Source organism: Kitasatospora cinereorecta (assembly GCF_024172095.1).
Lineage (GTDB): Bacteria > Actinomycetota > Actinomycetes > Streptomycetales > Streptomycetaceae > Kitasatospora > Kitasatospora cinereorecta.
The window spans coordinates 509,843-534,530 of record NZ_JAMZDX010000002.1 but is presented as its reverse complement, the minus strand read 5'-3'; the positions used below and the strand labels follow the sequence as shown (position 1 = coordinate 534,530).

Genomic DNA, 24,688 nt, shown 5'->3' with positions numbered 1-24,688 from the left:
GGCCCGGCCGCCGTCCGGGGCGAAACCGCCTGGAGTGCCGCCCGGCGCACCGGGCATGATCGGACGTCATGACGCCCACCCCGTACCTCACCCCCGCCCAGACCGTCGCCGAGTCCGGCTTCAGCCTGGACACCCTGCGCTACTACGAGAAGATCGGCCTGCTGGACGGGGTGGAGCGCTCCGCCAGCGGCCACCGCCGCTTCACCCCCGCCGACCTCGAGTGGCTCACCGTCCTGCGCTGCCTGCGCGACACCGGCATGCCGATCGCCGACATGCTCCGCTACGCCGAACTGGTCCGGGCCGGCCGCGACACCTTCGCCGAGCGCCTCGCGGTCCTGGAGCAGCACGCGGCACAGGTCGACGCGCAGATGGCCGTGCTGCGGCGCCAGCGCGAGTACATCGGCGCGAAGATCGGCCACTACCGCACGGCGCTCGACTGACCCCCACCCGCCGCGGCCGCCTCCCGCCACAGCGCGAGCGTCACCTCCGCCGCCGGACCGGTGCGCGCCAGCCGGTGCCCGGTGCCCGCCCACAGGTGCATCGCCGCCAGGTCGCCCCGCTCGGCCGCGGCCGCGCGCAGCGGCTGCGTCAGGTGGTGCACCTCGGGGTACCCGATCGGCGCGTACGGCTCGTAGCGGTCGATGAAGTCGTTGCACAGGCCGCGCGCCGGGCGCCCGGTGAACGCCCGGGTGACCGTGGTGGACCCCAGCTCCAGCAGGGCCCGCCGGTGCGCCTCGCTCGCGCCGGACTCGTCCGTCCGCAGGTACGCCGTGCCGAGCTGGACCGCGACCGCCCCGGCGCGCAGCGCGGCGGCGATCGACGGGCCGTCCGCCAGCCCACCCGCGGCGATCAGCGGCAGATCGGTCTCGGCCCGTACGGCTGCGAGGAGTTCGAGCAGCGGCAGGGTGCCCGGCAAGTCCTCCGCCCGGTGCGTGCCGCGGTGCCCGCCCGCCTCCGGTCCCTGCACCACCAGGGCGTCCATGCCGAGTTCGGCCGCGGCGCGCGCCTCGGCGGGCGTGGTCACCGTCCCGAGCTGCCGGCTGCCCGCGGCCCGCACCGCCTCGGCCTCCGCCCGGCTCGGCAGCCCGAACGTGTACGACACGTACGCCACCGGCTCCGCGACCAGGACCTCCAGCTTGGCCTCCCAGTCGTCCCGGTCGACGGGGATCCGCTCCGGCAGCTCCACACCCCACCGCTCCGCCTCCGGCCGCAGCCGCTCCCGGTACGCGGCGACCACCGCCGGGTCGGCGGGCGGCCCCGGCACGAACAGGTTCATCCCGAACGGTCGGTCCGTCAGCTCCCTGGTCCGCCGGATCTGTTCGGCCGTCGCGGCGGCGGTCCGGTAGCCCGCGGCGAGGAACCCCAGGGCGCCGGCCCCACCCACCGCCGCCACCAGCTCGGGAGTCGACGCCCCGCCGGCCATCGGCGCGGCCACCAGCGGTACGGTCACGTCCACGCTCATCCGCTGCGCCCTCTCCACGGAACTCGGTCGTCACCGACAGCGTACGACTCGCCGCACCGCCCGCCCGGCGGAACGTGACGGAGTACGGCGGCGCTAACGTGTCGTCATGACCGCATTCGACCCCGCTCGCACCGCCCTCGTCCTGATCGACCTGATGGACCGCATCGTCGGGCTGCCGGTCGAACCCCGCTCCGGCGCCGAGGTGGTGGCCGCCTCCGTCGCGCTCGCCCAGCGGTTCCGCGCGGCCGGCGCGCCGGTGATCGCCGTCCGGGTCGAGCGGCCGGGCGTCGACGAGCAGCCGCCCGGCAGCGGACTGACCGCCGAGATCGAGGCGCTCGCCGACCGCACCGTGGTCAAGCGCACCATCGGCGGCTTCTACGGCACCGAGCTCAACGACCTCCTCGAGGGTTTCGGCGTCGACACCCTGGTCTTCGGCGGCATCGCCACCAACCTCGGCGTCGAGTCCACCGCCCGCGCCGCCACCGACCACGGCTACGAGGTCGCCTTCGTCGAGGACGCCCTCGCCGCCCTCACCGCCGCCGAACACCACGCCGCGACCACCCTCGACCTCCCCCGCTTCGGCCGGGTCCTCCCCCTGCCCGAGATCGCCCTGGAGGGCTCCTGATCTTCAGGGGCGCGAGGAACTGCGCGACAAGCCACCCTCTACCTGAGTGCATGGCTCGTCGCGCAGTTCCTCGCGCCCCTGGGTTGACGCCAATCAGCCACTCGGATGGACGCGAGTCAACGACGCGAACTTCCAGGGGCGCGGGGAACTGCGCGACCAACCACCGCTCTACGTGGGTGCATGGCCAGTCGCGCGGCAGTTCCTCGCGCCCCTGGGTTGACGCCAATCCCCGCGCCCCTGGGGTAGCCCTCTCAGCCGCCGGGGCGGATCAGTCCCGCGGTCAGGCCCGCGGCGATCGCGGAGGTGCGCGAGTCGACGCCGAGCTTGTCGTAGATGTGCACCAGGTGGGTCTTCACCGTGGCCTCGCTGATGAACAGCCGCTTGGAGATCTGCCGGTTGGCCAGCCCCTCGGCGAGCAGCTGGAGGATCTCCGTCTCGCGCGGGGAGAGCGAGGGCCGCCCGGCCCGCACCCGGCCGAGCAGCCGGGCGGCGACCGGCGGCGCGAGAACGGTCTCGCCCCGCGCAGCGGCATGCACCGCGGCGGCGACCTCCTCCGGCGGTGCGTCCTTGAGCAGGTAGCCGGTGGCGCCGGCCTCGACGGCGGCGAGGATGTCGGCGTCGGTGGAGTACGTGGTGAGGATCAGCACGGCGGGCGGCGAAGGCAGCGCGGTGATCCGCCGGGTGGCCTCGACGCCGTGCATGCCGGTCCCCATCTGGAGGTCCATCAGCACCACGTCCGGCTGCCGCTCGGCCGGCAGCTCGGCGAGCAGCGCCAGCGCGGCGGCGCCGTCGCCGGCCTCGCCGACCGCCTCGACCTCGGGCAGGTCGTCGACCATGGCGCGCAGCCCGCGCCGGACGACCGGATGGTCGTCCACCAGGACCACCCGGATCACCGCGCCGCCCCCGCCACCGAAGCCACCGAAACCGCCGAGCCCGTCGAGCCCGTCGAGCCCGTCGAGCCCGTCGAGAGCACCGTCCCGACCGCCCGCAGCGGCAGCGAGGCGGCGACGGCCGTGCCCTCGCCCGGTGCGGACTCGACGGTGAGGCTGCCGCCGAGGTCGGCGATCCGCTCGTGCATGCCGTGCAGTCCGAAGGAGTCGGGGCCGGGCCCGGTGGCGGCGTCGAAGCCGACGCCGTCGTCGAAGACGTCCAGGGTGACCTCGTCGTCGAGGTAGCTGAGGGTGACGGCGATCCGCTCGGCGCGGGCGTGCCGGACGGCGTTGGCGAGGGCTTCCTGGGTGAGCCGGAGCAGGGCGACCTCGGCCTCGACCGGCAGCGGGTAGGGCTCGCCGTCGAGGTGGAAGTCGGCGTCGGCGCCGCCGGCGAGGCGGCGCAGGGCCTCGCTGAGGGTGGTGTCGTCGAGGGCGGGCGGGGTGAGGGCGTGGACGAAGCGGCGGGCTTCGGCGAGGTTGGCGGAGGCGGTACGGCCGACCTCGCGGATCCGTTCGGCGGCGGTGTCGGGGTCGGTGGGCAGGGCGGTCTCGGCGGAGCGGGCGAGCAGGACGATGCTGGACAGGCCCTGGGCGAGGGTGTCGTGGATCTCGCGGGCGAGGCGCTGGCGTTCGGCGAGCCGGCCGGCTTCGCGCTGGCTGGCGGCGAGTTCGTCGCGGGTGCGGACCAGGTCGTCGATGAGCTGCTGGCGGGAGCGACTCTCGCGGTAGAGCGCGGCGTAGCCGTACGCGGTGAGCAGGGCGACGGCGGCGCCGGCGAGCGGGCCGAGGACCTTGGCGGTGGTGAGGCCGCCGGGGGTGGAGGCCTGGGCGGCGACCACGATGCCGGTGAGCAGGGCGACGGCCGGCAGCGACCAGCGCGGTGGCAGGACGTGCAGGCAGACGAAGTACAGCGGGAAGGCGAGGTAGCAGAATTCGGGGTGCTGGAGGGTGAGCGCGACCCACAGCAGGACCACGGAGCCGAGCCAGAGGCCGGCCCACAGCCGGGTGTCGCGGACGCGGTCTGCCACGCCCCCCGACGCGTAGACGGCCGCGAGCACGCCGGCTGTCACCAGGCCGCCCGATCCGAGGCCGCCGCCCACGAGTCCCCGGACGAGCAGGACACCCAGCAGGGTGAAGAACAGCCCGTGCAGGGCGAGGTTCATCAGCCGCAGGGCCGGGGTGTGGGCAGAGTGGACGGGACCCTCTGGTGCGGGCGGTTCGGTACGGGTCACGCCTTCCGAGGGTACGGGGTGGCCGCTGTGGTCCGACCCGCCGCGGCATCAACCGTTCGATGGATTTTCGGGTGCATCCCCCGGTGGGGTCCGGATGCCCTCCTCTCCCTGATGGCACGGCGGGCCCGGGCCGACAGGGTGGGTGGTGTCCTCACCGTCCACTTCCCGGAAGGTCCTCGTGTTCGTCGCACTGCGTGACATCCGCTTCGCCAGGGGGCGCTTCGCCCTGATGGGCGCGGTCGTCACCCTGATAACGACCCTGGTCGTCTTTCTCTACGGACTGACCGGCGGTCTGGCCTCGGCCGCCTCGTCCACCGTCGCCGAGCTGCCCGCCGACCGGATCGTCTTCGGCGCCCCGGCGGGCGCCGCGCCCACGGTGTCGTTCAGCAACAGCACGGTGTCGCCCGCCCAGCAGGCGGCGTTCGCGGCCGCTCCCGGGGTGCGCTCGGCGGTACCGTTCGGCGTCTCGCTGACCCGGCTCACCGCCTCCGACGCGGCCGCCTCGGTCAGCGTCGTCGGCACGGGCAACACGCTGCTGCTGCCGCCGCTGTCGGCGGGTACGGCCCCGCAGGACGGGCAGGTCGCGGTGGGCGCCGACACGGCGGCCCAGTACCACCTCACGGTCGGCGGGCAGGTGCAGGTCGGCCCGCGCACGCTGACCGTCTCGGGCATCACCGCGGAGCGTTCCTTCTCGCACGCGCCGAGCGTGTGGACCAGCCTGGCCACCTGGGAGCAGCTGAGCGGGCAGTCGCAGCCGACCGCGCTGGCCCTGACCGGGTCGCCGAGCGCCCTCGGCGCGCTGGACGGGGCGCAGTCCACCGTGACCGTGCCGCGGTCGGACGCGCTGGCGGGCATCAACGGGTACGCGGCCGAGCAGGGCAGCCTGCAGATGATCCAGGGCTTCCTGTTCGCGGTGAGCGCGCTGGTGGTCGGGGCGTTCTTCACGGTGTGGACGGTGCAGCGCAAGCCGGACATCGCGGTACTGAAGGCGGTCGGGGCCAGCAGTGGCTACCTGGTGCGCGATGCGCTGGCGCAGGCGGCGGCGGTGCTGCTGGCCGGGGCGCTGCTGGGCGGCGCGATCGGCGCGGTGGGCGGGGTGTTCGCCGCGTCCGCGGTGCCGTTCGACGTCGGTGTGCTCAGCGTGGCCGTACCGGTGGCCGTGATGGTGCTGCTCGGTCTCGCCGGGGCCGCGCTCGCCGTCCGCCGCATCACCTCCGTCGACCCGCTGGCCGCGCTGGGAGCCAACCGATGACCACCACCACCTCGACCAGGACCCGTACCGGCCTCGCGCTGCGCGAGGTGACCCTGACCTACCCGGACGGCGAGAGCCGGCTGACCGCGCTGGACCGGGTGAGCCTGACGGTGGCGCCGGGCGAGTTCGCCGCGGTGGCGGGCCCGTCCGGCTCGGGCAAGTCGAGCCTGCTGGCGGTCGCCGCGACGCTGCTGCGGCCGGACTCCGGCGCGGTCCTGGTCGACGGGGTGGACGCGGGCGCGCTCGGCGACCGGGAGCGGACGGCGCTGCGCCGCGAGCGGCTCGGCATCGTCTTCCAGCAGTCCAACCTGCTGGCCTCGCTGACCGCGGTGGAGCAGCTGCTGGTGCTGGAGTCGGTGCGCGGCCGGCGGCCGCGCGAGGCCCGGCGGCGGGCCGAGGAGCTGCTGTCCTCGGTCGGGCTGGACGGGGCCAAGCAGCGGCGCCGCCCGCACCAGCTCTCCGGCGGCGAGCGGCAGCGGGTGAACATCGCCCGGGCGCTTTTCGGCGACCCGTCGGTGCTGCTGGTGGACGAGCCGACCTCGGCGCTGGACCACGAGCGCGGCGCGCAGATCGTGCGTTTGCTGGCCGACATCACCCGAACGCACGACACCGCGACCGTCATGGTCACCCACGACCGCGAGCTGCTGGGCCGGGTGGACCGGGTGCTGGAGATGCAGGACGGGCGGCTGGCCGAGGCGGGCGCCGGATTGTAGGGCACGACACCCCGGGCCGTGACGGATCGTAGCCGATCGCTCACGGCCCGGGGTGTCCGGCTGCATAATCCCTGGGTGATCTCTTCCCTCGACGAGGCCGTCCGGCAGCTGCGAACCGTCCCCGGGCTCGGTTTCACCACCCGCCCCTTCCTGCTGCTGCCGCTGCTGCGCACCGGGTGCCTGGAGGTGCTGCTGAGCAGCCAGACGGCCGACCGGGGCTGGGCGGAACGCTTCGGCGTCGAACTCCACGCCGGTGAGGAGCTGACCGGCGTCCGCGAGGACACCAACGTGCGCGGGCAGCTGGACCGGCTGCTGGCGGCCCTGCCCGAGCGGCTCCAGGACCGCTGGCGCGGACGGGAGTTCGCGCTCGCCACGTACACCCCGCCGCGCGCCGAGTGGCAGGCTGCGCTGGCCGGTGCGGGGGCGCATCTGCTGCTGCCCCGGCCGCAGCCGTCCGCCGCGGTGATGACCGACAAGATCGCCATGCGCGACTGGTTCCGCGGACTGGGGCTCACCACCCCCGCGGACACCGTGGTCGGCGAGCTGGACGGCCGGGCGCTGCGCCGCCGCTTCGGCGAGCGCTACGTGGTGCAGCTGCCGAGGGGTTCGGGCGGCCAGGGCACCTTCCTGGTCGACCACGCGGCCGACGGCGAGCAGGCACTCCACCGGATCCCGGCCTCGCCGGACGGCCGCTGGCTGGTCAGCGAGTACGCCGGCGACGTCTCGCTCAACTTCCACGGCCTGGTCGGCGCCGACGGCTCGGTCTCGGTGCTGCGCCCGTCGCTGCAGCTCACCGGCGTGGCGGGGATCGGCGCGGCGTTCGGCTGGTACTCGGGCTGCGACTTCGGCGCCCCGGCGCTGCTGCCGCCCACCGTGCCGGTGCGCGGCGCGGAGGCGGTGGAGCGGATCGGCTGGGGCCTGGCCGAGCTCGGGTACCGCGGCGTGTTCGGCGCCGACGTCGTGGTGCGCGGCGAATCGATCACCGTACTGGAGGTCAACTGCCGCCTGCAGGGCTCCACCTGGCTGCTCGGCGAGCTGGAGCTGGCCGAGCGGCGGATGCCGACCCTGCTGCGCCACGTGCTGGAGCGCCGCGGCCAGGTCACCCTCGCCAAGCCGGCCCCCGACCCGGCACCCGGCGTCCAGCTGACCGTCCGCCACCGCGGCCCGGCCGGGCGGGTCGCGATCGCCCCGGGCAGCGGTGTGCACGCGCTGGCGGACGGCGTGCTGCACCGGCGGGCCGACGGCTACGGACTGCTGGAGTGCGGCGAGGACGACTGCGTGGTGCTCCAGGTACCGCCGGTCGGCACCCTGGTCCGGCCGGGCACGGTCCTGGCCCGGCTGGTCTGCCGCCGCCCGCTGACCACCCCGGACGGCCGCGAACTCGCCCCGGACGGGCGGCAGCTGGTCGACGCCCTGTACGCCCGCTTCGCGGTCGAGCCGTGCTGACCCTGCACCTGCGCCCGGCCGTCCCCGACGACCTGCCGACGCTGGTGCGCTGGCGGGCGGAGGCCGCCGAGTGGATCGCCCGCGTGCACGGCTGCACCCAGTGGTCGAGGCCGATGAGCTGGGCCCGCCGGTTGGCCCTGATCGAGGCCGGGGCGACGGTGCTGGCGATGCTCGAACCGGGCGGCGAGCCGGTGGCCTCGTACACCGTACGGGACGTCGGCAGCCGACGGCTGTGGACGGACGAGGAGCGGGCCCGGCCCGCCCACTACCTCTCCAGGTTGGTGGTCGACCGCCGCCACACGGGCCTGGGCATCGGCGGCCGGCTCGCCGACTGGACCCGTCACGGCGCAGCGCTGGCCGGCGTCCCGGTGGTGCGGATCAACGTGGCGCCGGACAACCCGCGGCTGCAGGCCTACTACGCCGCCCGCGGCTGGCACCGGGTGGGAACCGTCCCGACAGCCCGCGCCGGGGCCCTGTTCGAGGCCCCGGCCCTGGACACGCCGGTCCCGGGCATCCGCCCGGACCGCTGACGGCTCAGCGGGCGCGCAGGCGCAGCGCGGGGCGCTCCTCCTCGACGGGCTCCGCGCCGGCCGCCCAGAGCGAGCGGATGTGGCCCAGGTGGCGGGCCATGCACTCCTCGGCCGCCTCGGCGTCGCCGGAGATCATCAGGTCGAGCAGTTCCAGGTGCTCCTCGGCCGAGGAGACCAGCTCGCCGCGCTGGTCGAGCCGGTTGAGGCCGTACAGGCGGGAGCGCTTGCGCAGGTCGCCGACGGTCTCCACCAGGCGGGCGTTGCCGGCCAGGCCGAGCAGGTCGAGGTGGAAGCGGCGGTCCGCCTCCAGGTAGCCGATCAGGTCGTGCTTGCGGGCGGCGGCGACGATCTCCTCGGCGGTCGGCCGCAGCGCCTCCAGTTGCTCGGCGGTGGCGGTGCGGGTGACCCGGCCGACGGTGGGGACCTCGATCAGCGCGCGGATCTCGGTGTACTCGTCGAGGTCCCGCTCGCTCAGCTCGGTGACCCGGAAGCCCTTGTTGCGGACGGCCTCGACCAAGCCCTCGCGGGCCAGGTCGAGCATCGCCTCGCGCACCGGGGTGGCCGAGACGCCGAAGTCGGCGGCCAGCGCGGGTGCGGAGTACACGACGCCGGGGCGCAGCTCGCCGGAGATCAGCGCGGCACGCAGGGCGTGGGCGACCTGGTCGCGCAGTCTCTCCTGGACGGAGATGAGGGTGCGGGGCTTGAGGTCCGCCATGGTGTTCCTCCGGAGGTTCGCAGGACCTCATTGTACAATGTCACGTTACGGTGAGTGCGGGCCCTGCGGCTGGTCAGGGCCGCAGCTCGTACTGGGCGACGGCCACCGCCAGATCCTGCCAGGCCATGCCGACGCTCTTGAAGAACCTCGGCCGATTCTGGGGCACAACCGCCCTCCCGGTCACCAGTTCGGCGAGATTGTTCAGACTCTCCTCACCTGCCCCGGCCATGATCAGGTCGCCGGCCTCGCGCAGCGCGACGCTCCTGGCCTCCACGTACCGCGCGGACCGGGCCACCAGCACGCCGTCCACCTCCCGGGCGTCCGGCTCGTGCGAGCCGACCGCGGCCACCGCCGCCCGGTCCGGCACCAGCCGGCCGTCGAACAGCGGGGTCCGCGCGGTGGTGCAGCAGATCACCAGGTCCGCCTCGGCGACCGCGCCGGGTCCGCCGCACCGGGCGTCCAGCCCCAGGTCCCGGCCGTACGCGGCGAGCCGCTCGGCCGGCCCGGCGCTGCGGGAGACCACGGTCAGCCGGCGCAGCGGCAGCACCGCGTGCAGCGCGTCCAGGTGCCCGTACGCCTGCGGTCCTGCGCCGAACAGCACCAGGTGGGCGGCGTCCGGGGCGGCGAGCCGGCCGAGCGCCAGGGCGGTGACCGCGGGGGTGCGCAGGGCGGTCAGCGCGGCGCCGTCGAGCAGGGCGAGCGGGCGCAGGGTGGGTCCGTCCAGCAGCAGGTAGCTGCCGGTGATCCGGGGCAACCCGCGGTCGGGGTTGGCCGGGGCGACGCCGGCGATCTTCACCCCGGCGTAGCGGTCGGTGGCGGCGGGCATCAGCAGCAGCTCGCCCGCCGGGACGGGGATGTTGGCGCGGGGCGGGCAGCCCTCCGGGTCGAGGCCGGCCAGCAGGACCTGCTCCAGGGCGGCGACCGCCTCGGCCGGGCCGAGGGTGAGGTCGAGGTCGAGCGGTGCGGTCACAGCAGGAAGCCCGTTCCGAGGGAGTCGTCGGTGTCGAGGACGAAGCGGTGCTCGCCGGTGCGGTGGGCGGTGCCACTGACCTCGGTGAGGACACCGCCCGCCCGCTCGCCGAGCACCCGGCCGGTGAACACCGTGCCGATCACCGACTCGTGGCGCAGTTCCTCGCCGACCGCGAGGCGCCCGTCCACCGCGAGCAGGGCGAGCCGGGCCGAGGTGCCGGAGCCGCACGGCGAGCGGTCGATCTGGCCGTCGGCGAAGACGGTGACGTTGCGCTGGTGCGGCCCGTTCGGGGTGTCGGGCAGCTCGTCGTGCAGGATCACGCCGTACACGCCGTCGCGGACCTCGCGGGTGGCGGGGTGGTCGGCCAGCGCGGCACGGATGTCCCGTCCGGCGGCGGTCAGTTCGGGCAGCCGCTCGGGCGTCACCGCGAGGCCCAGGTCGGCGGCCCGGACCGAGGCGTAGCAGGCGCCCGAGTCGGCCAGGTCGACCGCGACCGGGCCGCGCGGGGTGGTGAGTTCGACCTTGCGGGCCATCACCCGGGTCGGGACGTTGCGGAAGGTGACGCCGGTGGTCCGGCCGCCGGCGCGGTGCACCGTGGCGGCGACCCGGCCGGACGGGACGTCGATCCGCACCTGGACGCTGCCGTCCGCCGGCGCCTGGACCAGCCCGGAGTCGACCGCCCACGCGCCGAGCGCCATCGTGCCGTGCCCGCACGCGGTGGAGTAGCCGTCCTTGTGCCAGAACAGCACGCCCAGGTGCGCCTCGCTGTCGTCCGGCGGCACCAGGAACCCGCCGTACATCCCGGCGTGCCCGCGCGGCTCACGGGTGAGCAGCCGGCGGACGTCGTCCAGGGCGCTCGGCCGCGGCGCGGTGGCGGTGCCGCCGGCACCGATCGCGATCGCCCGGCGCTCGGCGACGCTGTCGCCCGGGACGGGCGGCAGGCCCGAGGTGACGATCCGGAACGGCTCGCCCGCCGTGTGGTAGTCGGTGGTGCCGATGTTCACCGGGCACCCCCGGCCGGCAGCAGGGTGACGGTCCGGGACGCGGTGTAGAAGTCCAGCACCGCCTGGCCCTGCTCGCGGGCGCCGTACCCGGCCTGCTTGGCCCCGCTGAACGGCAGGTGGAAGTCGACCCCGCTGGACGGGGCGTTGACCCGGATCATGCCCGCGTCCAGCCGGTCGGCGGCGGCCAGCGCGGTGTCCAGGTCCCGGCTGTGCACCGAGGTGGACAGGCTGTGCCGGGTGTCGTTGGCCAGCGCGATCGCCTCGTCCAGGTCGGCCGCGGGCAGCAGCACCGCGACCGGGCCGAAGAACTCCTCGGACGCCAGCGGGTGGTCGGCCGGCACCTTCTCCAGCAGCGTCGGCTCCAGGTACCAGCCCTCGCGCGCCGCCCGCTGCCCGCCCGCCAGCACCGTCGCCCCGGCCGCCCGGGCCGACTCGATCGCCTGGGTGAGCCGCTCCAGCGCGCCCTCGTTGATCACCGGGCCGCACACCGTCTGCGGCGACGCCGGATCCGCGGCGGGTGTCGTCGCCAGTGCCTTGGCCAGCGCCTCGGCGAGCGGCTCGTACGCGTCGCCGACCGCGATCACCCGGCTGGTGGCGGTGCACTTCTGGCCCGCGTAGCCGGCGATCGCCGCCGCCAGGTGCGCCGCCGCCTGCGCGATGTCCGCGTCCGGCAGCACCAGCGCCGCGTTCAGTCCGCCCATCTCCGCCTGCACCGGCACCCCGCGCGCCGTGGTGGTGGCGACCACCGCCCGGCCCACCGCGGTGGATCCGGTGAACGACACCACGTCCGCCGCCGACACCAGGGCGTTCCCCTCGTCCGCCCCGCCCGGCACCACCGTCAGCACCCCTGCCGGCAGCCCGGCCAGCTCCGCCAGCCGCAGCGCACACGCGGTCGCCTCCGGCGCCGGCTTCAGCACCACCGTGTTGCCCACCGCCAGCGCGGGGGCCGCCTTCCACGTCGGAATCGCCAGCGGGAAGTTCCACGGCGTGATCAGCCCCGCCACCCCGTACGGGCGACGGCGCGTCAGCAGCAGCCCCTCCCCCGCCGCCGGCTCGTGCACCGCCCCGGACGGGGCGAACGGCGCCTGCGCGTAGTACCGCCAGATCGCGACCGTCCGCGCCACCTCGCCGCGCGCCTCCGCCACCGGCTTGCCGACCTCCCGGACGACCAGCGCGGTCAGCTCGTCCGCCGCCGCCTCCACCGCGTCCGCCGCCCGCCCCAGCGCCGCCGCCCGGGCCGCCGCCCCCGCCGCCAGCCACCCCCGCTGCGCCGCACGCGCCGCCTCGACGGCCGCCCCCGTACCGGCCGCGCCGACCGGCTCCACGGACAGCACCAGATCGGCCGGGTCGGCGGGGTTGTAGGACGTGAGAGTCATGTCACTGGCCTTTCAACGAGGTTGCGCCCGACAGGGGCGCGTGGGGGCACCTCCCGGCCGAAGGCTGGGGGAGAACTGCGCGAAGCGGAAGACGAGACGGGTCAGGTCGGGGCACGGACGGCCGTGGCTCCCCGACCCGTCCCAACAGGTGGGGTCGACCACTGCCCACCAGGGGTCAGAGCAGGAAGCCCGCCGGGAACGGATCCGTCGGGTCCAGGAAGTACTGGGCCGTCCCGGTGATCCAGGCACGGCCGGTGACGGTCGGGACGACCGCCGGGCGGCCGGCGACCGTGGTCTCCTCCACCAGTCGGCCGGTGAAGCTGGTGCCGATGAAGGAGTCGTTCACGAAGTCGGTGTCCAGCGGGAGTTCGCCGCGCGCGTGCAGCTGCGCCATCCGCGCGGAGGTGCCGGTGCCGCACGGCGAGCGGTCGAACCAGCCGGGGTGGATGGCCATCGCGTGCCGCGAGTGGCGGGCGTCGGAGCCCGGCGCGAGCAGCTGGACGTGGTGGCAGCTGTGGATGGACGGGTTCTCCGGGTGGACGGGTCGCTCGTCGCCGGCGTTGATCGCGTCCATCATCGCCAGCCCGGCGTCCAGGATGTCCTGCTTGCGCTCCCGTTCGAACGGCAGCCCGAACTCGGCCAGCGGCAGGATCGCGTAGAAGTTCCCGCCGTACGCCAGGTCGTACGTGACGGTCCCGTACCCGGGCACGTCGACCTTCCGGTCCAGCGCGACCGCGTACGAGGGCACGTTGCGGATGGTGACCGCAGTCGCGGCGCCGCCCTCGACGTGGACGTCGGCGACCACCAGCCCGGCCGGGGTGTCCAGCCGCACCGTGGTGACCGGCTCGACCACCTCGACCATGCCGGTCTCCACCAGCACGGTGGCGACCCCGATGGTGCCGTGCCCGCACATCGGCAGCAGCCCGGAGACCTCGATGTAGAGCACGCCGAAGTCGGCGTCCGGCCGGGTGGGCGGCTGGAGGATCGCGCCGCTCATCGCGGCGTGGCCGCGCGGCTCGTACATCAGCAGCGTCCGGAAGTGGTCGAGGTGCTGCTGGAAGTGGACCCGCCGCTCGGCCATGGTGGCGCCGGGGATGGTGCCGAATCCGCCGGTGATGACCCGGGTCGGCATGCCCTCGGTGTGCGAGTCGACGGCGTGGAACACGTGACGGGTGCGCATGGGATCCCTCCTGGAGGCGGGGCCGGGCCGGCTGCCCCCGCAGCCGGCGCCGGCGGCCCGGTGGCCTTGCTGCCCGGTGGCCCGGGCGGCCTGACGTCAACCTGGTTGCGGCGCGGTGCCGGACCGATGATGGCCCGGCGCGGCGACGGCCCGGTTTACTTCAGGCCCTCGGCGAGTGCCTTCTCGGTGGCGGCCCGGACGGCGGACTCGATCTCCGGCACCAGCGGCAGGCGCGGCGCGCGGGTCGGCCCGCCGCGGCGGCCGGCCAGGTCCATGGAGAGCTTGATGGCCTGGACGAACTCGGTCTTGGAGTCCCAGCGCAGCAGCGAGTGCAGCGACTTGTACAGCGGCAGGGCGGTCTCCAGGTCGCCGGAGACGGCGGCCCGGTAGAGCGTGGCACAGGCCTGCGGCAGAGCGTTGGGGTAGCCGGCGATCCAGCCGACGGCGCCCGCGATGGCCAGCTCCAGCAGCACGTCGTCGGCGCCGATCAGCAGGTCCAGCCCGGGGGCCAGCTCGGCGATCTCGTACGCCCGGCGGACGTCGCCGCTGAACTCCTTGACCGCGACGATCGAGCCCTCGGCGTGCAGCTCGGCCAGCAGGCCCGGCACCAGGTCGACCTTGGTGTCGATCGGGTTGTTGTAGGCGACGATCGGCACACCGGCCCGGGCCACCTCGGCGTAGTGGGCGCGGACCGCGGCGTGGTCGGCGCGGTAGGCGTTCGGCGGCAGCAGCAGGACGGAGCCGGCGCCGGCCTCGGCGGCCTGCTCGGCCCAGCGGCGGGACTCGGCGCTGCCGTAGGCGGCCACGCCCGGCATCACCCGGGCGCCGTCGCCGGCCGCCTCGACGGCGGTGGTGACGACCCGGGCGCGCTCCTCGGCGGTGAGGGTCTGGTACTCGCCGAGCGAGCCGTTGGGGACGACGCCGTCGCAGCCGTTGTCGATCAGCCAGCGGACGTGCTCGGCGTACGCGTCGTAGTCCACCGTGAGGTCGTCACGGAAGGGCAGCGTGGTGGCGACCATGATGCCGCGCCACGGACGAGTGGGGTCGTGTGCGAGGGACACGGGGGCAACTCCCTAGATGTGATGTGTGACATTTTATACAGGGACGACGAGAAACCCACAAGGGTCCCCGCCGGGGAGAACGAAGGCTCGGGCCGGGCCGCCGGGCCGGGGTCAGGCCGGCGGCTCGGCCAGTTGGGCCAGCGGCACCGGACAGGAGAGCGGGCGGGAGTCCGGCCGGTCCGTCGGGCCACCGGCCAGGCAGGCCACGGCCGCACCGCACATCCGGCCCTGGCACCAGCCCATCCCGGCCCGGGTGAGCAGCTTGACCGTCCGGGCGTCGCCCGCGCCGAGCTCCTCCACCGCCTCACGGATCCGGCCGGCCGGGACCTCCTCGCACCGGCAGACGTCGGTCTCCGGGGTCAGCCAGTCGGTCCACCCGACGCCGGGGGCGTGCGCGGCGGCCATCAGCTCGGCGAACGCCCGCCGCCGCCTCCGGCGCACCAGCGCCCCGCGCGGCGCGGGCCGTCCGGCGACCGCGTACGCCGCCAGCACGCCCTCGGCCAGCGCCAGATCGGCGCCGCCGACCCCGCAGGTCTCACCGGCCGCCCACAGCCCGGGCAGGCTGGTGCGCTGCTCACCGTCGACGGCCAGCGCCACGGTGCCGTCCGGGACGGTCCTGGTGGCCGCGCCCAGCTCGGTGGCCAGCTCGATCTGCGGGACAAGGCCGTGCCCGATCGCCACCGCGTCGCAGCCGATCCGCCGCTCGGTGCCGGGCACCGGCCGCCAGTCGGCGTCCAGCCGGGCCACGGTCACCGCGGTCACCCGGTCGGTGCCGTGCGCCTCGATCACCGCGCTGGAGCGCCGCAGCCGGACCCCGTGCCGCAGCAGGACCGTCCCGTGCTGCGCGCCCTCGACCAGCTTGGCCGGGTTGGCGGCCAGCGCGGCCACGCCCCGGGCATAGCCCAGGTAGCTGCCCGCCTCCACCACGGCCGGCACCGCGGCACCGGCCGAGACCAGCGAGGACGCGGCCGCCAGCAGCAGCGGACCGCTGCCCGCCACCACGATCCGCCGGCCCGGCAGCACCAGGCCCGCCTTGAGCATCGCCTGCGCGCCGCCCGCGGTCACCACGCCGGGCAGGGTCCAGCCGGGGAACGGCAGCTGCCGCTCGTACGCGCCGGTGGCCAGCAGCACCGCACCGGCCTCGACCGTGACGCGGTCCCCCGCGTCCGGGCCGAGGGTGGCGTGCAGCCGCCACGGCTCGCCGCGCTCGGCGGCCCATACATGGTGCCCGGCCAGGTGGTCGATCCGCGGCTGCGCCCGCAGCCGGTCGCGCAGCCGGGCGAAGACCGCCCAGCCGTGGTGCAGCCGGTCCGGCCGGGCGGCGCCGAGTTCGGGCGCGGGGTGGCGGTAGTACTGGCCGCCGACCCGGGGGCCGGCGTCCAGCAGGGCCACCCGCAGCCCCAGCTCGGCGGCGGTCACGGCGGCGGCGAGGCCGGCCGGACCGGCGCCCACCACGGCGAGGTCGTACGGCGCCCGGCCACGCGCCGGCTCAGACGGCAAGGTCGGCATGGCCGTGCCCCTCCTGGGTGGTGACGGTGTCGCCGGCCTCGGCGGGCAGCAGGCAGGTGCGCTGGTTGGGTCGGCCGTTCACGGTGGCCAGGCAGTCGAAGCAGGCGCCGATCCCGCAGAACGCGCCGCGCGGGCGGCCGCCGACCCGGGTGGTCCGCCAGGCGAGCACGCCGTCGGCCCACAGCGCCGCGGCGATGGTCTGCCCGGGCAGCGCCGGCACCGGGCGGCCGTCGAAGGTGAAGGTGCGGGCCGGCCCGGGCTCCGCGCCGACCAGGTCGAGGGGGTTGCGGCCCATGGTCACTCCAGTCCCGCGTCGGGGGCGGACGGCGGGAAGCGGTCGGCCCGGAAGGGTGTCAGGTCGAGGGACGGGCGGGCGCCCGTCAGCTGCTCGGCGATCAGCAGTCCGGTGGCGGGGGCAAGGCCGATCCCGGCGCCCTCGTGGCCGCAGGCGTGCACCAGCCCGGGCACCCGCGGATCGGCGCCGATCGCCGGCAGGTGGTCCGGCAGGTACGGCCGGAAGCCCCGGTAGGCGCGCTGCACCGCGACCTGCCGCAGCACCGGGAACAGCGCCGCCGCCTGGGCGGCGAGCCGGTGCAGCACCACCGGGTCGAGCCTGCGGTCGAACCCGACCCGCTCCCGGCTGGCGCCGATCAGCACCGGCCCGGCGGGCGTCCCCTCGACCACCGCCGAACTCTGCAGGTCGGCCGACCCGCTGGCGACGTCCGCCACGTAGTCGGCGGCGTACACCTTGTGCCGCACGATCCGCGGCAGCGGCTCGGTGACCAGCACGAAGCCGCGCCGGGGCATCACCGGCAGCTCCACCCCGGCCAGCCGGGCGACCGCGCCACCCCAGGTGCCGGCCGCATTGACCACCGCGGGGGCGGACAGCTCCCGGCGGTCGGTGACCACGCCCGCCACCGCGCCGTCCGGCCCGGTCAGCAGGCCCCGGACGGTCTCGCCCAGGTAGCGGTCGGCGCCGGAGGCACGCAGCAGGTGGGCGGCGGCGAGGGCCGGCTGCACCTGGGCGTCCTGCGGGTAGAGGAAGCCGCCGGCCAGGCCCGGGGCCAAGTGCGGCTCCAGCTCGGGCAGCCCGTCCGGGCCGACCTCGACCGCCTCGACGCCCGCCTTGCGCTGGCCCGCCGCGAACTCCCGCAGCGCGTCCAGCCCCGCCGGGGCGGCGGCCACCACCAGCCCGCCCTTGGGCTCGTACTCGACCGCCTCGCCGAGGCTCCCGGCCAGCTCGCGCCACAGCCGGGTGGACAGCAGCGCGAGATCCAGCTCGGGCCCCGGCTCCTTGTCGGACACCAGCAGGTTGCCCTCGCCGGCACCGGTGGTACCGCCGGCCACCGGACCACGGTCGACCACGGCAACCCGCAGCCCGGCCCGACTCGCGTAGTACGCGCAGGCGGCGCCGACCACACCGGCGCCGATCACCACGACGTCATGGGGGGATCGCTTGAGCACGTCAGTAATATGTCACATGGCTCAACCCCCTGCCAACCCCGCCCCCTACCCACCGGGCCAGCACCCACCGCAGCCCGCCGACGGCGACGCACAGGAGCCACCGACCTACCTCCCCACCAGCCGGCCGCGAGCCCCACCCACTCCCCGCCCACCCACCGGAACGACACCACCGCAGGCCGGCACCCACCGATCACCACCCGCCCACTCCGGGACCCGCCCACACGGCAGTCGCCACCGGCAGACGCGCCACGCCCCACCACCCCCCGGACGACCTCACCCCAGCTCGCCGGCGGGCACGCGCGGGAACCGCCGCCGGCAGGCGCCGGCCCCACCGATCGACCTCCCCAACAGCCGGCCGCAGGCCGTCCCACCCCCGAACGCCGAGGGCCCCGCCTGCCGGGTCGGCAGACGGGGCCCTCGAGGGTTCGCGGATCAGGTGATGTCCTCGATCTGCTCGCGGCGGGAGGCCGGGACCGGGGCGGAGGCCTCCGGGGTGGCGCTGGCGGCGACGGCCTCGGCGTCCTCGACCGCGTCGACCGACAGGTCGAGGTGCGAGGCCTCCTCGTCGTCCAGTCCGGCGTCGGGGTCGCGGCGCGCCCTGCGCTTGTCGTTGAGCAGCGAGACGCCGACCGCGATGAAGTACAGCGCCCAGATCGGCGCGGCCAGCGCCAGCATCGACAGCGGGTCGGCGCTCGGTGTGGCGAACGCCGCGAAGACGGTGATGCCCATGACCATGCCGCGCCACCAACCGAGCAGCCGCTTGCCGGTGAGCACGCCGACGAAGTTCAGCATCACCAGGAACAGCGGCAGCTCGAAGCCGAGCCCGAAGACGACGACCATCCGGGTCACCAGGTCGAGGTACGTCTCGACCGGCACGATCGCCTCGACGTTGTCGCCGGCCATGCCGGCCAGCACCGCCGCGGTGGTCGGCATGATCAGGTACGCGAAGGCGGCACCGGCGAGGAACAGCGGGGTGCCGAAGCCGAGGAAGGCGATGGAGTAGCGGCGCTCGTGCTTGTGCAGTCCGGGCGCGACGAAGCGCCACAGCTGGTACAGCCAGACCGGGGTGGCCGCGACCAGGCCGGCGGTGAGGCTGACCTTGAGGACAACGGTGAACGGGGCGAGCAGGCCGATGTTGGCGACCTTCACGCAGTGCTGGCCCTTGGGCATGGTCACGCCGTCCGCACAGCGCGGCAGCGGCGCGGTGAGGAAGTCGATCAGGTGGCGGCTGAAGTAGGCCGCTACCACGGTGAAGAGGATGATCGCCAGCAGCGACTTCACCAGCCGGTTGCGCAGCTCCCGGAGGTGGTCGGCCAGGGCCATCCGCCCCTCAGGGTCCTTGGGTTCCTTGGAAGACTTGCTCAACCCCGGTCCTCGAATCGTGCGGCCATGTCAGCGTGCGGGTGGAAATGCGTGCGGAGAAGGGTCGTACGGTCGGTTCACGCGACCCGGTCGCCGCGGGATTCGCCGGGCGCCGTCTTGACCACGCGGCCGGTGTCGACCTGCGGTTTGGCGGCGTCGTCGAACTCCTGGCGCAGGGCCTTGGTCTCGCTCTTCAGGATCCGCAGCGACCGGCCGAGCGCCCGGGCGGCGTCCGGCAGCCGCTTGCCGCCGAACAGCAGCACGGCGAAGATCGCGATCAGCACGATCGCCGTCGGGGAGATCCTCACGGCGGGCCACCTTCCTGGCGGGGGCAGCACTCCCCGCTTCGGGCGATGGTAACCGGTCGGGGTGGCCGAGCGGGAACCCGGTCCTTACCTGTTCACGTCCAGGTTCACCGCAACGTCTTCACGCACGTTCACCGCAGCGTCTTCACGACCCGGCGAGATCCCGGGCGCCCGCGGCGAGCGCCCGGGAGGCGGAGTCCACCTCGCGGGCGAGCGCGCGGACGTCCAGCCAGAGCCGGCAGGCGAGGACACCCAGGACGAGCAGCCCGGCGGTGGCCAGGAGGACGGCGGCGACGATGATCCACGGCATGGTGGTCCGACCCTATCCGTCCACCGGCAGCAGCCGCATCGTCCGCACGCCCGCGTCGGTCAGCGCCGCGACGATCTTCTCCCCGGCGGGCTTGCGGACGGCCGCGCCGCACTCGGGGCAGGTGAAGCTGTAGAAGGTGCGCTCCCGGGTGGCCCCGAGCGCCAGCCGGAAGGCCTCGGCGGGCAGCTCGACCTTCACCCGGCACCCCGAGCAGTACACCTGGAATCTGGTTCCGTCGCTCACCGCTGTGCGGCCCCGTCCCGGTAGTGCTCCAGGGCGGCGATCGCGGCGAGGCGGGCCTGCTCGGCGGGCTGCGGCGGGGAGACGATCCGCCCGTCGCGGCCGAGCCGCAGGGCGAGCGGGCGCAGTCCGGACGGGTCGGCGCTGCGCAGGGTGATCCGCAGGCCGCCGTCGGGCAGCTCCTCGGCCGCGTCGTGGGTGTAGTACTCGGCGACCCAGCGTCCGGCGGGGGCGACCTCGATGACCACCTCGGGGTCGTCGGCGGCGGGGCTGACCAGCCCGGCGGACAGGTCGCGCGGCTGGAGCCGGGGTGGGTTGGCGGGCTCGTCGAGGATCTTGATCTCGGCGATCCGGTCGAGCCGGAAGATCCGCCGGTCCTCGGAGACCCGGCACCAGCCCTCGAGGTAGGTGTGGCCCTCGGTGACCAGTCGGATCGGGTCGACCTCGCGCTCGGTCATCCCACCGCGGCCGTGCGACCAGTAGCGGAGCCAGATCAGCCGGCCCTCGCTGAGCGCCCGGTCGATGTCGGCGAAGACCTGGCCCTCGGCCTCGAAGGTGACGCCGACCCGGGCGGAGGACTCGGCGCTCTCCCCGGCCGCGTCCTCGATCTTGGCGACGGCCCGGGTGAGCGCCTGGCGGTCGCGCTCGCGCAGGCCCGGGAGGCCGGCCACCGCACGGGCGGCGACCAGCAGGGCGGTGGCCTCGTCGGCGGCCAGGCGCAGCGGCTGGGCGACGTCGTCGACGTTGTGCCACCAGATCCGCTCGCCGTCGGTGTCGATGTCGAGCAGGTCGCCGCCGCGGAAGCTGGTGCCGCACATGGGCAGCACGTTGAGGTCGCCGATCAGTTCGCGCTCGCTGATGCCGAAGGCGCGGGCCACCTCGGCGACCTCGGCGCCGGGGCGCTCGCGCAGGTAGGTGACCAGCGAGAGCATCCGCCGGGTCTGGTCGATCGCATTACTCATGCTCCCGCCTCGCTTCGCTCGCCGGTTGCTTCGCAACGGGCGTCTTTCCTGATGGTTCGCTCGCTTCGCTCGCTCATCGGGTCACTCCCCCAGTCCGGCGACGGCGGTCAGCCGCTCGATGACGTCGGCCCGCAGGTCGTCCGGGCCGATCACGATCACGTCGGGCCCGAACTCGGCGAGGTCGGCGCCGAGGCCGTTGCCGTACGGGATCTCCAGCTCGTCCCACTGCGGGTCGACGGGCCGGGTGGCCAGCGCGCGGGTGGAGAGCGGGAAGGCGGCGCCGCGGCGCAGCCGGACGGTGGCCGTGGTGGTGGCCCCTTCACCCGCGAAGCGGGAGACGTAGGCACGGACGTCGACGTGCTCGGGGACGGCGCCGGTGAAGGTGCCGGCCCGGGAGCGGACCTTGCCGACGATCCGGGAGAGCCGGAAGACCCGGGCGTCCTGGCGGTCGCGGTCGTAGCCGGCCAGGTACCAGTGGCCGCGCCAGCACTCGAGCGCCCAGGGCTCGACCGAGCGCTGCTCGGGCTGGGCGGCGCCGGCCTTGCGGTACTCGAAGGTGACCGGGCGGCGGTCGCGGGCGGCGACCAGCAGCGGTTCGAAGGCGGCCTCGCGGGCGGGGATGCGGGGCTCCAGCGCGGTGTGCTCGCGCTCCTCGGCGAACGGGACGCCGGCGGCGCGGAGCTTCTGCAGCGCGCCGCTGGCGGCGCCGGACATCTTGGCCTGCTGCCACACCCGGGCGGCCAGGGTGAGGGCGGCCGCCTCCTCGGCGTCCAGGGCGATCTCGGGGAGGCGGTTGCGGTCGCGGCGGGCCAGGTAGCCGATCTCGCCGTCGAGGGCGTTCTCGTCCACGTCGATGACCAGGCCGAGCTCGCGCAGGTCGTCCTTGTCGCGCTCGAACATCCGGTTGAAGGCGTCCTCGCTGCCCTGCTGCCAGGCCTCGCGGTAGGCCTCGATCGACTCCCGCAGCTCCTTCTTGGAGAGCGGCCTTCGGGTGTTCATCAGGCACAGGGCGAGGTTCATCAGCCGCTCTGCCTTGGCGATCGCCATCGCGGTCCCTTCCTGGGAATCTTGGTGACCCGCCGACCGTACCGGTACCGGCACACGGAGTAAAAGCCGAGCCCCCCGGCACGGGAGTGCCGGGGGGCTCTGGTCCGGTCAAAGCCGGGTCGGCCGAAGCCGCGGACGTCAGACGCCCAGCAGGTCCACCACGAAGATCAGGGTGGAGTTCGGCGGGATCAGCGGGCTCGGCGACTGGGCGCCGTACGCCTTGTTCGGCGGGATGACCAGCTTGCGGCGGCCACCCACCTTCATGCCGGCGACGCCCTCGTCCCAGCCCTTGATGACGCGGCCGGCACCCAGCGGGAAGCGGAAGCTCTGGCCGCGGTTCCACGAGGCGTCGAACTCCTCGCCGGTGGCGAAGGTGACACCCACGTAGTGGACCTCGACCACGGAGCCGGGCTTCGCCTCGGCACCGTCGCCGACCACGAGGTCGGTGATCTCCAGCTCCACCGGCGGCTCGCCGCCCGGAAAGTCGATCTCCGGCTTGGAAAGGCTCACAGCACACTCTTCTCGTTCGGTGACACTGATGTGACGGAAACGATCCTAGTTGTCCGCCCCGCCGACACCCGCATCAAGGATGTCGATCACGAACACGAGTGTCGAGTTGGCCGGGATCGAGGCCTGGGCCTGGTCCTTGTAGGCGAGCGAGGCCGGGATGACCAGCTCGATCCGGCTGCCGACGGTCTGGCCGGTGACGCCCTTGTCCCAGCCCTCGATGACGCCGCCGCCACCGGTGACGAAGGTGAAGGCCTGGCCGCGGTCGAGCGAGGAGTCGAACTTCTTGCCGTCCTTGTAGAGCGCGCCGGTGTACTGGACCAGCACCTTCTCACCGGCCTCGACCTTGCGGCCCTTGCCCTGGATCAGCACGTGCGACTTCAGGTCGGTCGGGTCGGCCGCGCCCGGCACCGGGGTGATGTCGGCCGGCTTCTTGCCGTTGTCCTTGACCTTCGGCATGTCGGCCGGCGGTGCGGTCATGTCGCCGCTGAGCACCGCGTCCGGGGCGGTGGCGTTGCGGATGTCGATGACGAAGACCAGGCTGTCGGTCGGGTTGACGCCCATCGCCGAGTTGCCCTGGGCGCCGAACGCGGCGCCGGGCGGCGCGACCACCAGCAGGCGGCTGCCGGCCTTGTGGCCGGTGACGGCCTTGTCCAGCGCGGGGATCAGCTTGCCGGAGTCGGCCTGGAACAGCTGCGGCTTGCCGCCGTCCCCGTACGAGCCCTGGATCTCCTTGCCGGTGCCCCAGTCCATCGCGGTGAAGTCGGTGGTGACCCAGGTGCCCTTGTCGACCTTGGCGCCGTTGCCCGCGGACAGCTCCTTCACCACGAAGGTGCCGTCGGCGGCCTCCTTGGGCAGCTCGATGGTCGCCTTGGAGCCGAAGTCGCCGGTGATCGTGGGGAGCGCCTTGGCGGTGTCCTTGATCGGCGGGACCGGGTCCTCGGTCGGGGTCGGCGCGGCGGTCGGCGTGGCGCTCTTCGCGGCCGGCTTGGCGTCGTCCTTGTTGACCACGTACAGCGTGACACCGCTGCCGACCAGCAGGACGGCCAGGATGGTGCCCAGGATCACGCCGAGGCGGCCCACGCCGGGCGGGTCCTGGTCGTAACCGGCCTCGGACACGTCCTCCTTGCGCTGGGTGGACGCGAAGATCTGCGGCCCGGCGTCCGGCTTGGGCGCAGCGGACTGCGCCGGTACCGGGGCGGCCCAGCCGCCCTGCGGCGTCACCAGCGACGGGGGGACGACGATCGACTCGCCGTCGCCCGGCCTCGGGTTGCCGGTGGTGTCGGCCTCGCCCGGGCTCGACGCTTTCTCAGACATGACTCCCCATTCATCTCGCCCGACGACACGTACCAGAGTGCAGCGGGGCAGCAGTATGTCAGGTCAGGATGAGAGCGGGCCTCCCGGTCACCCGCTTTTCGCGGTGTCCCGGGGTGCCCGCTCGGATCGCTGCGGTCAGACCGCCTCGAGGATGTCGATCACGAAGACCAGCGTGGAGTTGGCCGGGATCGACCCGCTCGCCTTGTCCCCATAGCCCAGGGACGGCGGTACGACCAGCAGCAGCCGGCTGCCGACGGTCTGGCCGACCAGGGCCTGGTCCCAGCCCTTGATCAGGCTGCCGGTGCCCACCTGGAGGGCCTGCGCGCCGCCGTGGTTCCAGGAGGAGTCGAACTGCTTGCCGTCGGCCCAGGTGACGCCGGTGTACTGGACCACCAGGGTCTGGCCGGCCTTGACCTCCTTGCCGTCGCCCTTGACCAGCACGTACGTCTGGAGGTCGGTCGGCGGGGCCTGGCCGGCGGGGATGGTGATGGTGGGCGCGGCCTTGCCGTTGTCCTTGACCTGCGGGGCGGTGGCCGGGGCCTGGGTCATGGCACCCGAGATGGTGGAGTCCTGCGGCACCGACTCCATGATGTCCAGCACGAACACCACGGTGTCGTCCTTGCCGACGCCGAGCGCGCTGGAGCCCTGGCTGCCGAAGCCCGCGGCGGGCGGGGCCACCACCAGCAGGCGGCTGCCGACCTTCTTGCCCAGCACGCTCTGGTCGAAGGCGGGCACCAGCTGTCCGCTGCCGGCCTGGTAGAGCTGCGGCTTGCCGCCGGAGTCGTAGGAGCTGGACAGGTCCTTGCCGGTGGTCCAGTCCTTGGCGGTGTAGTTGACCGTCACCCAGTCGCCCTTGGCGACCGTCGCGCCGTCGCCCTCGCTGACCGTGTTCACCACGAACTGCCCGCTGGGGTTCCCGGCGGGGATGGTGATGGTGGCCTTGGTGCCGAAGTCGCCGGAGACCGTGGGCATCGGCGAGGCGGACGCCACCGGGCTCGGTACCTCGACCGCCGAGGCCGACGCCGACGGGGTGGCCCCGGAGGAGGTACTGGATCCGCTGCTGCACGCGGCAAGCAGCACGGCAAGGGGGACGACCAGCAGGCCGGCGAATCGACGCATGAAGGTCAGCGTATGGCCCGAGTCGTCCCCCGTGCCGGAGGCACCGCC

The 24,688-nt window shown here is 74.5% G+C and carries 27 protein-coding genes; 6 read left to right on the top strand and 21 right to left on the bottom strand.

The annotated features are described in order from the left end of the window. The first annotated feature begins 68 nt into the window (after positions 1–68). On the top strand, positions 69–440 hold the full coding sequence (locus FHR36_RS09320) for a MerR family transcriptional regulator (protein WP_253795603.1): 372 nt from the start codon (positions 69–71) through the stop codon (positions 438–440). On the opposite strand, the gene FHR36_RS09315 is transcribed toward FHR36_RS09320, so the two are convergent. Then, positions 419–1,462 carry a nitronate monooxygenase gene (locus FHR36_RS09315; protein ID WP_253795601.1) on the bottom strand — a complete coding sequence of 348 codons (1,044 nt, stop codon included), beginning with the start codon at positions 1,460–1,462 and terminating at the stop codon, positions 419–421. The genes FHR36_RS09320 and FHR36_RS09315 overlap by 22 nt on opposite strands. A gap of 106 nt (positions 1,463–1,568) precedes the next feature. Between FHR36_RS09315 and FHR36_RS09310 the strand changes: the two genes are divergently transcribed. Further along, entirely contained in the window at positions 1,569–2,087 is a 519-nt protein-coding gene (locus tag FHR36_RS09310; protein ID WP_253795599.1) for an isochorismatase family protein, read from the top strand. 251 nt (positions 2,088–2,338) lie between these two features. Here the strand turns inward: FHR36_RS09310 and FHR36_RS09305 are convergent, their stop codons facing one another. Beyond that, the gene (locus FHR36_RS09305) at positions 2,339–2,980 is read right to left on the bottom strand and encodes a response regulator (RefSeq protein ID WP_253795597.1); all 642 of its coding nucleotides are present in this window, start codon (positions 2,978–2,980) and stop codon (positions 2,339–2,341) included. Continuing rightward, positions 2,977–4,251: a sensor histidine kinase gene (locus FHR36_RS09300; RefSeq protein ID WP_253795595.1), complete on the bottom strand. Its 1,275-nt coding sequence runs from the start codon at positions 4,249–4,251 to the stop codon at positions 2,977–2,979. The genes FHR36_RS09305 and FHR36_RS09300 overlap by 4 nt, the downstream gene beginning before the upstream one ends. Before the next feature lie 178 nt (positions 4,252–4,429). Here FHR36_RS09300 and FHR36_RS09295 point away from each other — a divergent pair, with 178 nt between their 5' ends. The 4 genes from FHR36_RS09295 to FHR36_RS09280 all read left to right on the top strand — a co-directional run bounded on the left by FHR36_RS09295 (position 4,430) and on the right by FHR36_RS09280 (position 8,192). After that, complete coding sequence (locus FHR36_RS09295; RefSeq protein WP_253795594.1) at positions 4,430–5,503, top strand: FtsX-like permease family protein; 1,074 nt, start codon at positions 4,430–4,432, stop codon at positions 5,501–5,503. Further along, positions 5,500–6,216 (top strand): ABC transporter ATP-binding protein, encoded by a 717-nt coding sequence (locus FHR36_RS09290; protein ID WP_253795591.1) that lies wholly within the window; start codon positions 5,500–5,502, stop codon positions 6,214–6,216. Before FHR36_RS09295 ends, FHR36_RS09290 begins: the two co-directional genes overlap by 4 nt. 75 nt (positions 6,217–6,291) lie before the next feature. Continuing rightward, positions 6,292–7,662, top strand: a complete 1,371-nt coding sequence (locus FHR36_RS09285; RefSeq protein ID WP_253795589.1) for an ATP-grasp domain-containing protein — start codon at positions 6,292–6,294, stop codon at positions 7,660–7,662. After that, positions 7,656–8,192 (top strand): GNAT family N-acetyltransferase, encoded by a 537-nt coding sequence (locus FHR36_RS09280; protein WP_253795587.1) that lies wholly within the window; start codon positions 7,656–7,658, stop codon positions 8,190–8,192. The genes FHR36_RS09285 and FHR36_RS09280 overlap by 7 nt, the downstream gene beginning before the upstream one ends. A gap of 4 nt (positions 8,193–8,196) precedes the next feature. Here FHR36_RS09280 and FHR36_RS09275 read toward each other — a convergent pair whose 3' ends face one another. From FHR36_RS09275 to FHR36_RS09190, 18 genes are all read right to left on the bottom strand, one after another. Beyond that, the gene (locus FHR36_RS09275; RefSeq protein WP_253795585.1) at positions 8,197–8,907 is read right to left on the bottom strand and encodes a GntR family transcriptional regulator; all 711 of its coding nucleotides are present in this window, start codon (positions 8,905–8,907) and stop codon (positions 8,197–8,199) included. Positions 8,908–8,980: 73 nt separating this feature from the next. After that, on the bottom strand, positions 8,981–9,877 hold the full coding sequence (locus FHR36_RS09270) for an ornithine cyclodeaminase family protein (protein ID WP_253795583.1): 897 nt from the start codon (positions 9,875–9,877) through the stop codon (positions 8,981–8,983). Next, positions 9,874–10,881 carry a proline racemase family protein gene (locus tag FHR36_RS09265; RefSeq protein ID WP_253795581.1) on the bottom strand — a complete coding sequence of 336 codons (1,008 nt, stop codon included), beginning with the start codon at positions 10,879–10,881 and terminating at the stop codon, positions 9,874–9,876. The genes FHR36_RS09270 and FHR36_RS09265 overlap by 4 nt, the downstream gene beginning before the upstream one ends. Next, positions 10,878–12,257, bottom strand: a complete 1,380-nt coding sequence (locus FHR36_RS09260; protein ID WP_253795579.1) for an aldehyde dehydrogenase family protein — start codon at positions 12,255–12,257, stop codon at positions 10,878–10,880. The genes FHR36_RS09265 and FHR36_RS09260 overlap by 4 nt, the downstream gene beginning before the upstream one ends. Positions 12,258–12,432: 175 nt before the next feature. Then, a complete protein-coding gene (locus FHR36_RS09255; RefSeq protein ID WP_253795577.1) occupies positions 12,433–13,437 on the bottom strand; it encodes a proline racemase family protein in 1,005 nt (334 codons plus the stop codon). Between the two features lie 155 nt (positions 13,438–13,592). Continuing rightward, entirely contained in the window at positions 13,593–14,456 is an 864-nt protein-coding gene (locus tag FHR36_RS09250; RefSeq protein ID WP_253796716.1) for a dihydrodipicolinate synthase family protein, read from the bottom strand. A gap of 153 nt (positions 14,457–14,609) precedes the next feature. Continuing rightward, positions 14,610–16,007, bottom strand: coding sequence for an FAD/NAD(P)-dependent oxidoreductase (locus FHR36_RS09245; protein WP_253795576.1), 1,398 nt, complete (start codon positions 16,005–16,007; stop codon positions 14,610–14,612). Further along, positions 15,988–16,302, bottom strand: coding sequence for a (2Fe-2S)-binding protein (locus FHR36_RS09240; RefSeq protein WP_253795575.1), 315 nt, complete (start codon positions 16,300–16,302; stop codon positions 15,988–15,990). Before FHR36_RS09240 ends, FHR36_RS09245 begins: the two co-directional genes overlap by 20 nt. Before the next feature lie 2 nt (positions 16,303–16,304). Beyond that, positions 16,305–17,471, bottom strand: coding sequence for an NAD(P)/FAD-dependent oxidoreductase (locus FHR36_RS09235; RefSeq protein ID WP_253795573.1), 1,167 nt, complete (start codon positions 17,469–17,471; stop codon positions 16,305–16,307). A gap of 432 nt (positions 17,472–17,903) precedes the next feature. Next, positions 17,904–18,836 (bottom strand): twin-arginine translocase subunit TatC, encoded by a 933-nt coding sequence (tatC, locus tag FHR36_RS09230; RefSeq protein ID WP_253795570.1) that lies wholly within the window; start codon positions 18,834–18,836, stop codon positions 17,904–17,906. A 74-nt stretch (positions 18,837–18,910) separates the two neighbouring features. Next, on the bottom strand, positions 18,911–19,141 hold the full coding sequence (tatA, locus tag FHR36_RS09225; protein ID WP_253795567.1) for a Sec-independent protein translocase subunit TatA: 231 nt from the start codon (positions 19,139–19,141) through the stop codon (positions 18,911–18,913). Between the two features lie 142 nt (positions 19,142–19,283). After that, positions 19,284–19,448, bottom strand: a complete 165-nt coding sequence (locus FHR36_RS09220) for a hypothetical protein (RefSeq protein ID WP_253795565.1) — start codon at positions 19,446–19,448, stop codon at positions 19,284–19,286. 12 nt (positions 19,449–19,460) lie between these two features. Next, positions 19,461–19,691, bottom strand: a complete 231-nt coding sequence (locus FHR36_RS09215; protein WP_253795563.1) for a hypothetical protein — start codon at positions 19,689–19,691, stop codon at positions 19,461–19,463. Next, complete coding sequence (locus tag FHR36_RS09210; protein WP_253795561.1) at positions 19,688–20,650, bottom strand: helix-turn-helix transcriptional regulator; 963 nt, start codon at positions 20,648–20,650, stop codon at positions 19,688–19,690. Before FHR36_RS09210 ends, FHR36_RS09215 begins: the two co-directional genes overlap by 4 nt. An 81-nt stretch (positions 20,651–20,731) precedes the next feature. Then, positions 20,732–21,697 (bottom strand): helix-turn-helix transcriptional regulator, encoded by a 966-nt coding sequence (locus FHR36_RS09205; protein WP_253795559.1) that lies wholly within the window; start codon positions 21,695–21,697, stop codon positions 20,732–20,734. A 138-nt stretch (positions 21,698–21,835) separates the two neighbouring features. Next, positions 21,836–22,207, bottom strand: coding sequence for an FKBP-type peptidyl-prolyl cis-trans isomerase (locus FHR36_RS09200; RefSeq protein WP_253795557.1), 372 nt, complete (start codon positions 22,205–22,207; stop codon positions 21,836–21,838). Between the two features lie 45 nt (positions 22,208–22,252). Beyond that, the gene (locus tag FHR36_RS09195) at positions 22,253–23,521 is read right to left on the bottom strand and encodes an FKBP-type peptidyl-prolyl cis-trans isomerase (RefSeq protein ID WP_253795556.1); all 1,269 of its coding nucleotides are present in this window, start codon (positions 23,519–23,521) and stop codon (positions 22,253–22,255) included. 135 nt (positions 23,522–23,656) lie between these two features. Continuing rightward, positions 23,657–24,640, bottom strand: a complete 984-nt coding sequence (locus FHR36_RS09190) for an FKBP-type peptidyl-prolyl cis-trans isomerase (protein WP_253795555.1) — start codon at positions 24,638–24,640, stop codon at positions 23,657–23,659. Positions 24,641–24,688 lie beyond the last annotated feature (48 nt).

Bases quoted from the DNA above. Each gene is read 5' to 3' on its own strand.
- FHR36_RS09190 (WP_253795555.1), bottom strand. From the start codon at position 24,640: ATGCGTCGATTCGCCGGCCTGCTGGTCGTCCCCCTTGCCGTGCTGCTT.
- FHR36_RS09205 (WP_253795559.1), bottom strand. From the start codon at position 21,697: ATGGCGATCGCCAAGGCAGAGCGGCTGATGAACCTCGCCCTGTGCCTG.
- FHR36_RS09245 (WP_253795576.1), bottom strand. From the start codon at position 16,007: ATGCCGACCTTGCCGTCTGAGCCGGCGCGTGGCCGGGCGCCGTACGAC.
- FHR36_RS09315 (WP_253795601.1), bottom strand. From the start codon at position 1,462: ATGAGCGTGGACGTGACCGTACCGCTGGTGGCCGCGCCGATGGCCGGC.
- FHR36_RS09240 (WP_253795575.1), bottom strand. From the start codon at position 16,302: ATGGGCCGCAACCCCCTCGACCTGGTCGGCGCGGAGCCCGGGCCGGCC.
- FHR36_RS09255 (WP_253795577.1), bottom strand. From the start codon at position 13,437: ATGCGCACCCGTCACGTGTTCCACGCCGTCGACTCGCACACCGAGGGC.
- FHR36_RS09275 (WP_253795585.1), bottom strand. From the start codon at position 8,907: ATGGCGGACCTCAAGCCCCGCACCCTCATCTCCGTCCAGGAGAGACTG.
- FHR36_RS09320 (WP_253795603.1), top strand. From the start codon at position 69: ATGACGCCCACCCCGTACCTCACCCCCGCCCAGACCGTCGCCGAGTCC.
- FHR36_RS09195 (WP_253795556.1), bottom strand. From the start codon at position 23,521: ATGTCTGAGAAAGCGTCGAGCCCGGGCGAGGCCGACACCACCGGCAAC.
- FHR36_RS09210 (WP_253795561.1), bottom strand. From the start codon at position 20,650: ATGAGTAATGCGATCGACCAGACCCGGCGGATGCTCTCGCTGGTCACC.
- FHR36_RS09250 (WP_253796716.1), bottom strand. From the start codon at position 14,456: ATGGTCGCCACCACGCTGCCCTTCCGTGACGACCTCACGGTGGACTAC.
- FHR36_RS09310 (WP_253795599.1), top strand. From the start codon at position 1,569: ATGACCGCATTCGACCCCGCTCGCACCGCCCTCGTCCTGATCGACCTG.
- FHR36_RS09220 (WP_253795565.1), bottom strand. From the start codon at position 19,448: ATGCCGTGGATCATCGTCGCCGCCGTCCTCCTGGCCACCGCCGGGCTG.
- FHR36_RS09260 (WP_253795579.1), bottom strand. From the start codon at position 12,257: ATGACTCTCACGTCCTACAACCCCGCCGACCCGGCCGATCTGGTGCTG.
- FHR36_RS09290 (WP_253795591.1), top strand. From the start codon at position 5,500: ATGACCACCACCACCTCGACCAGGACCCGTACCGGCCTCGCGCTGCGC.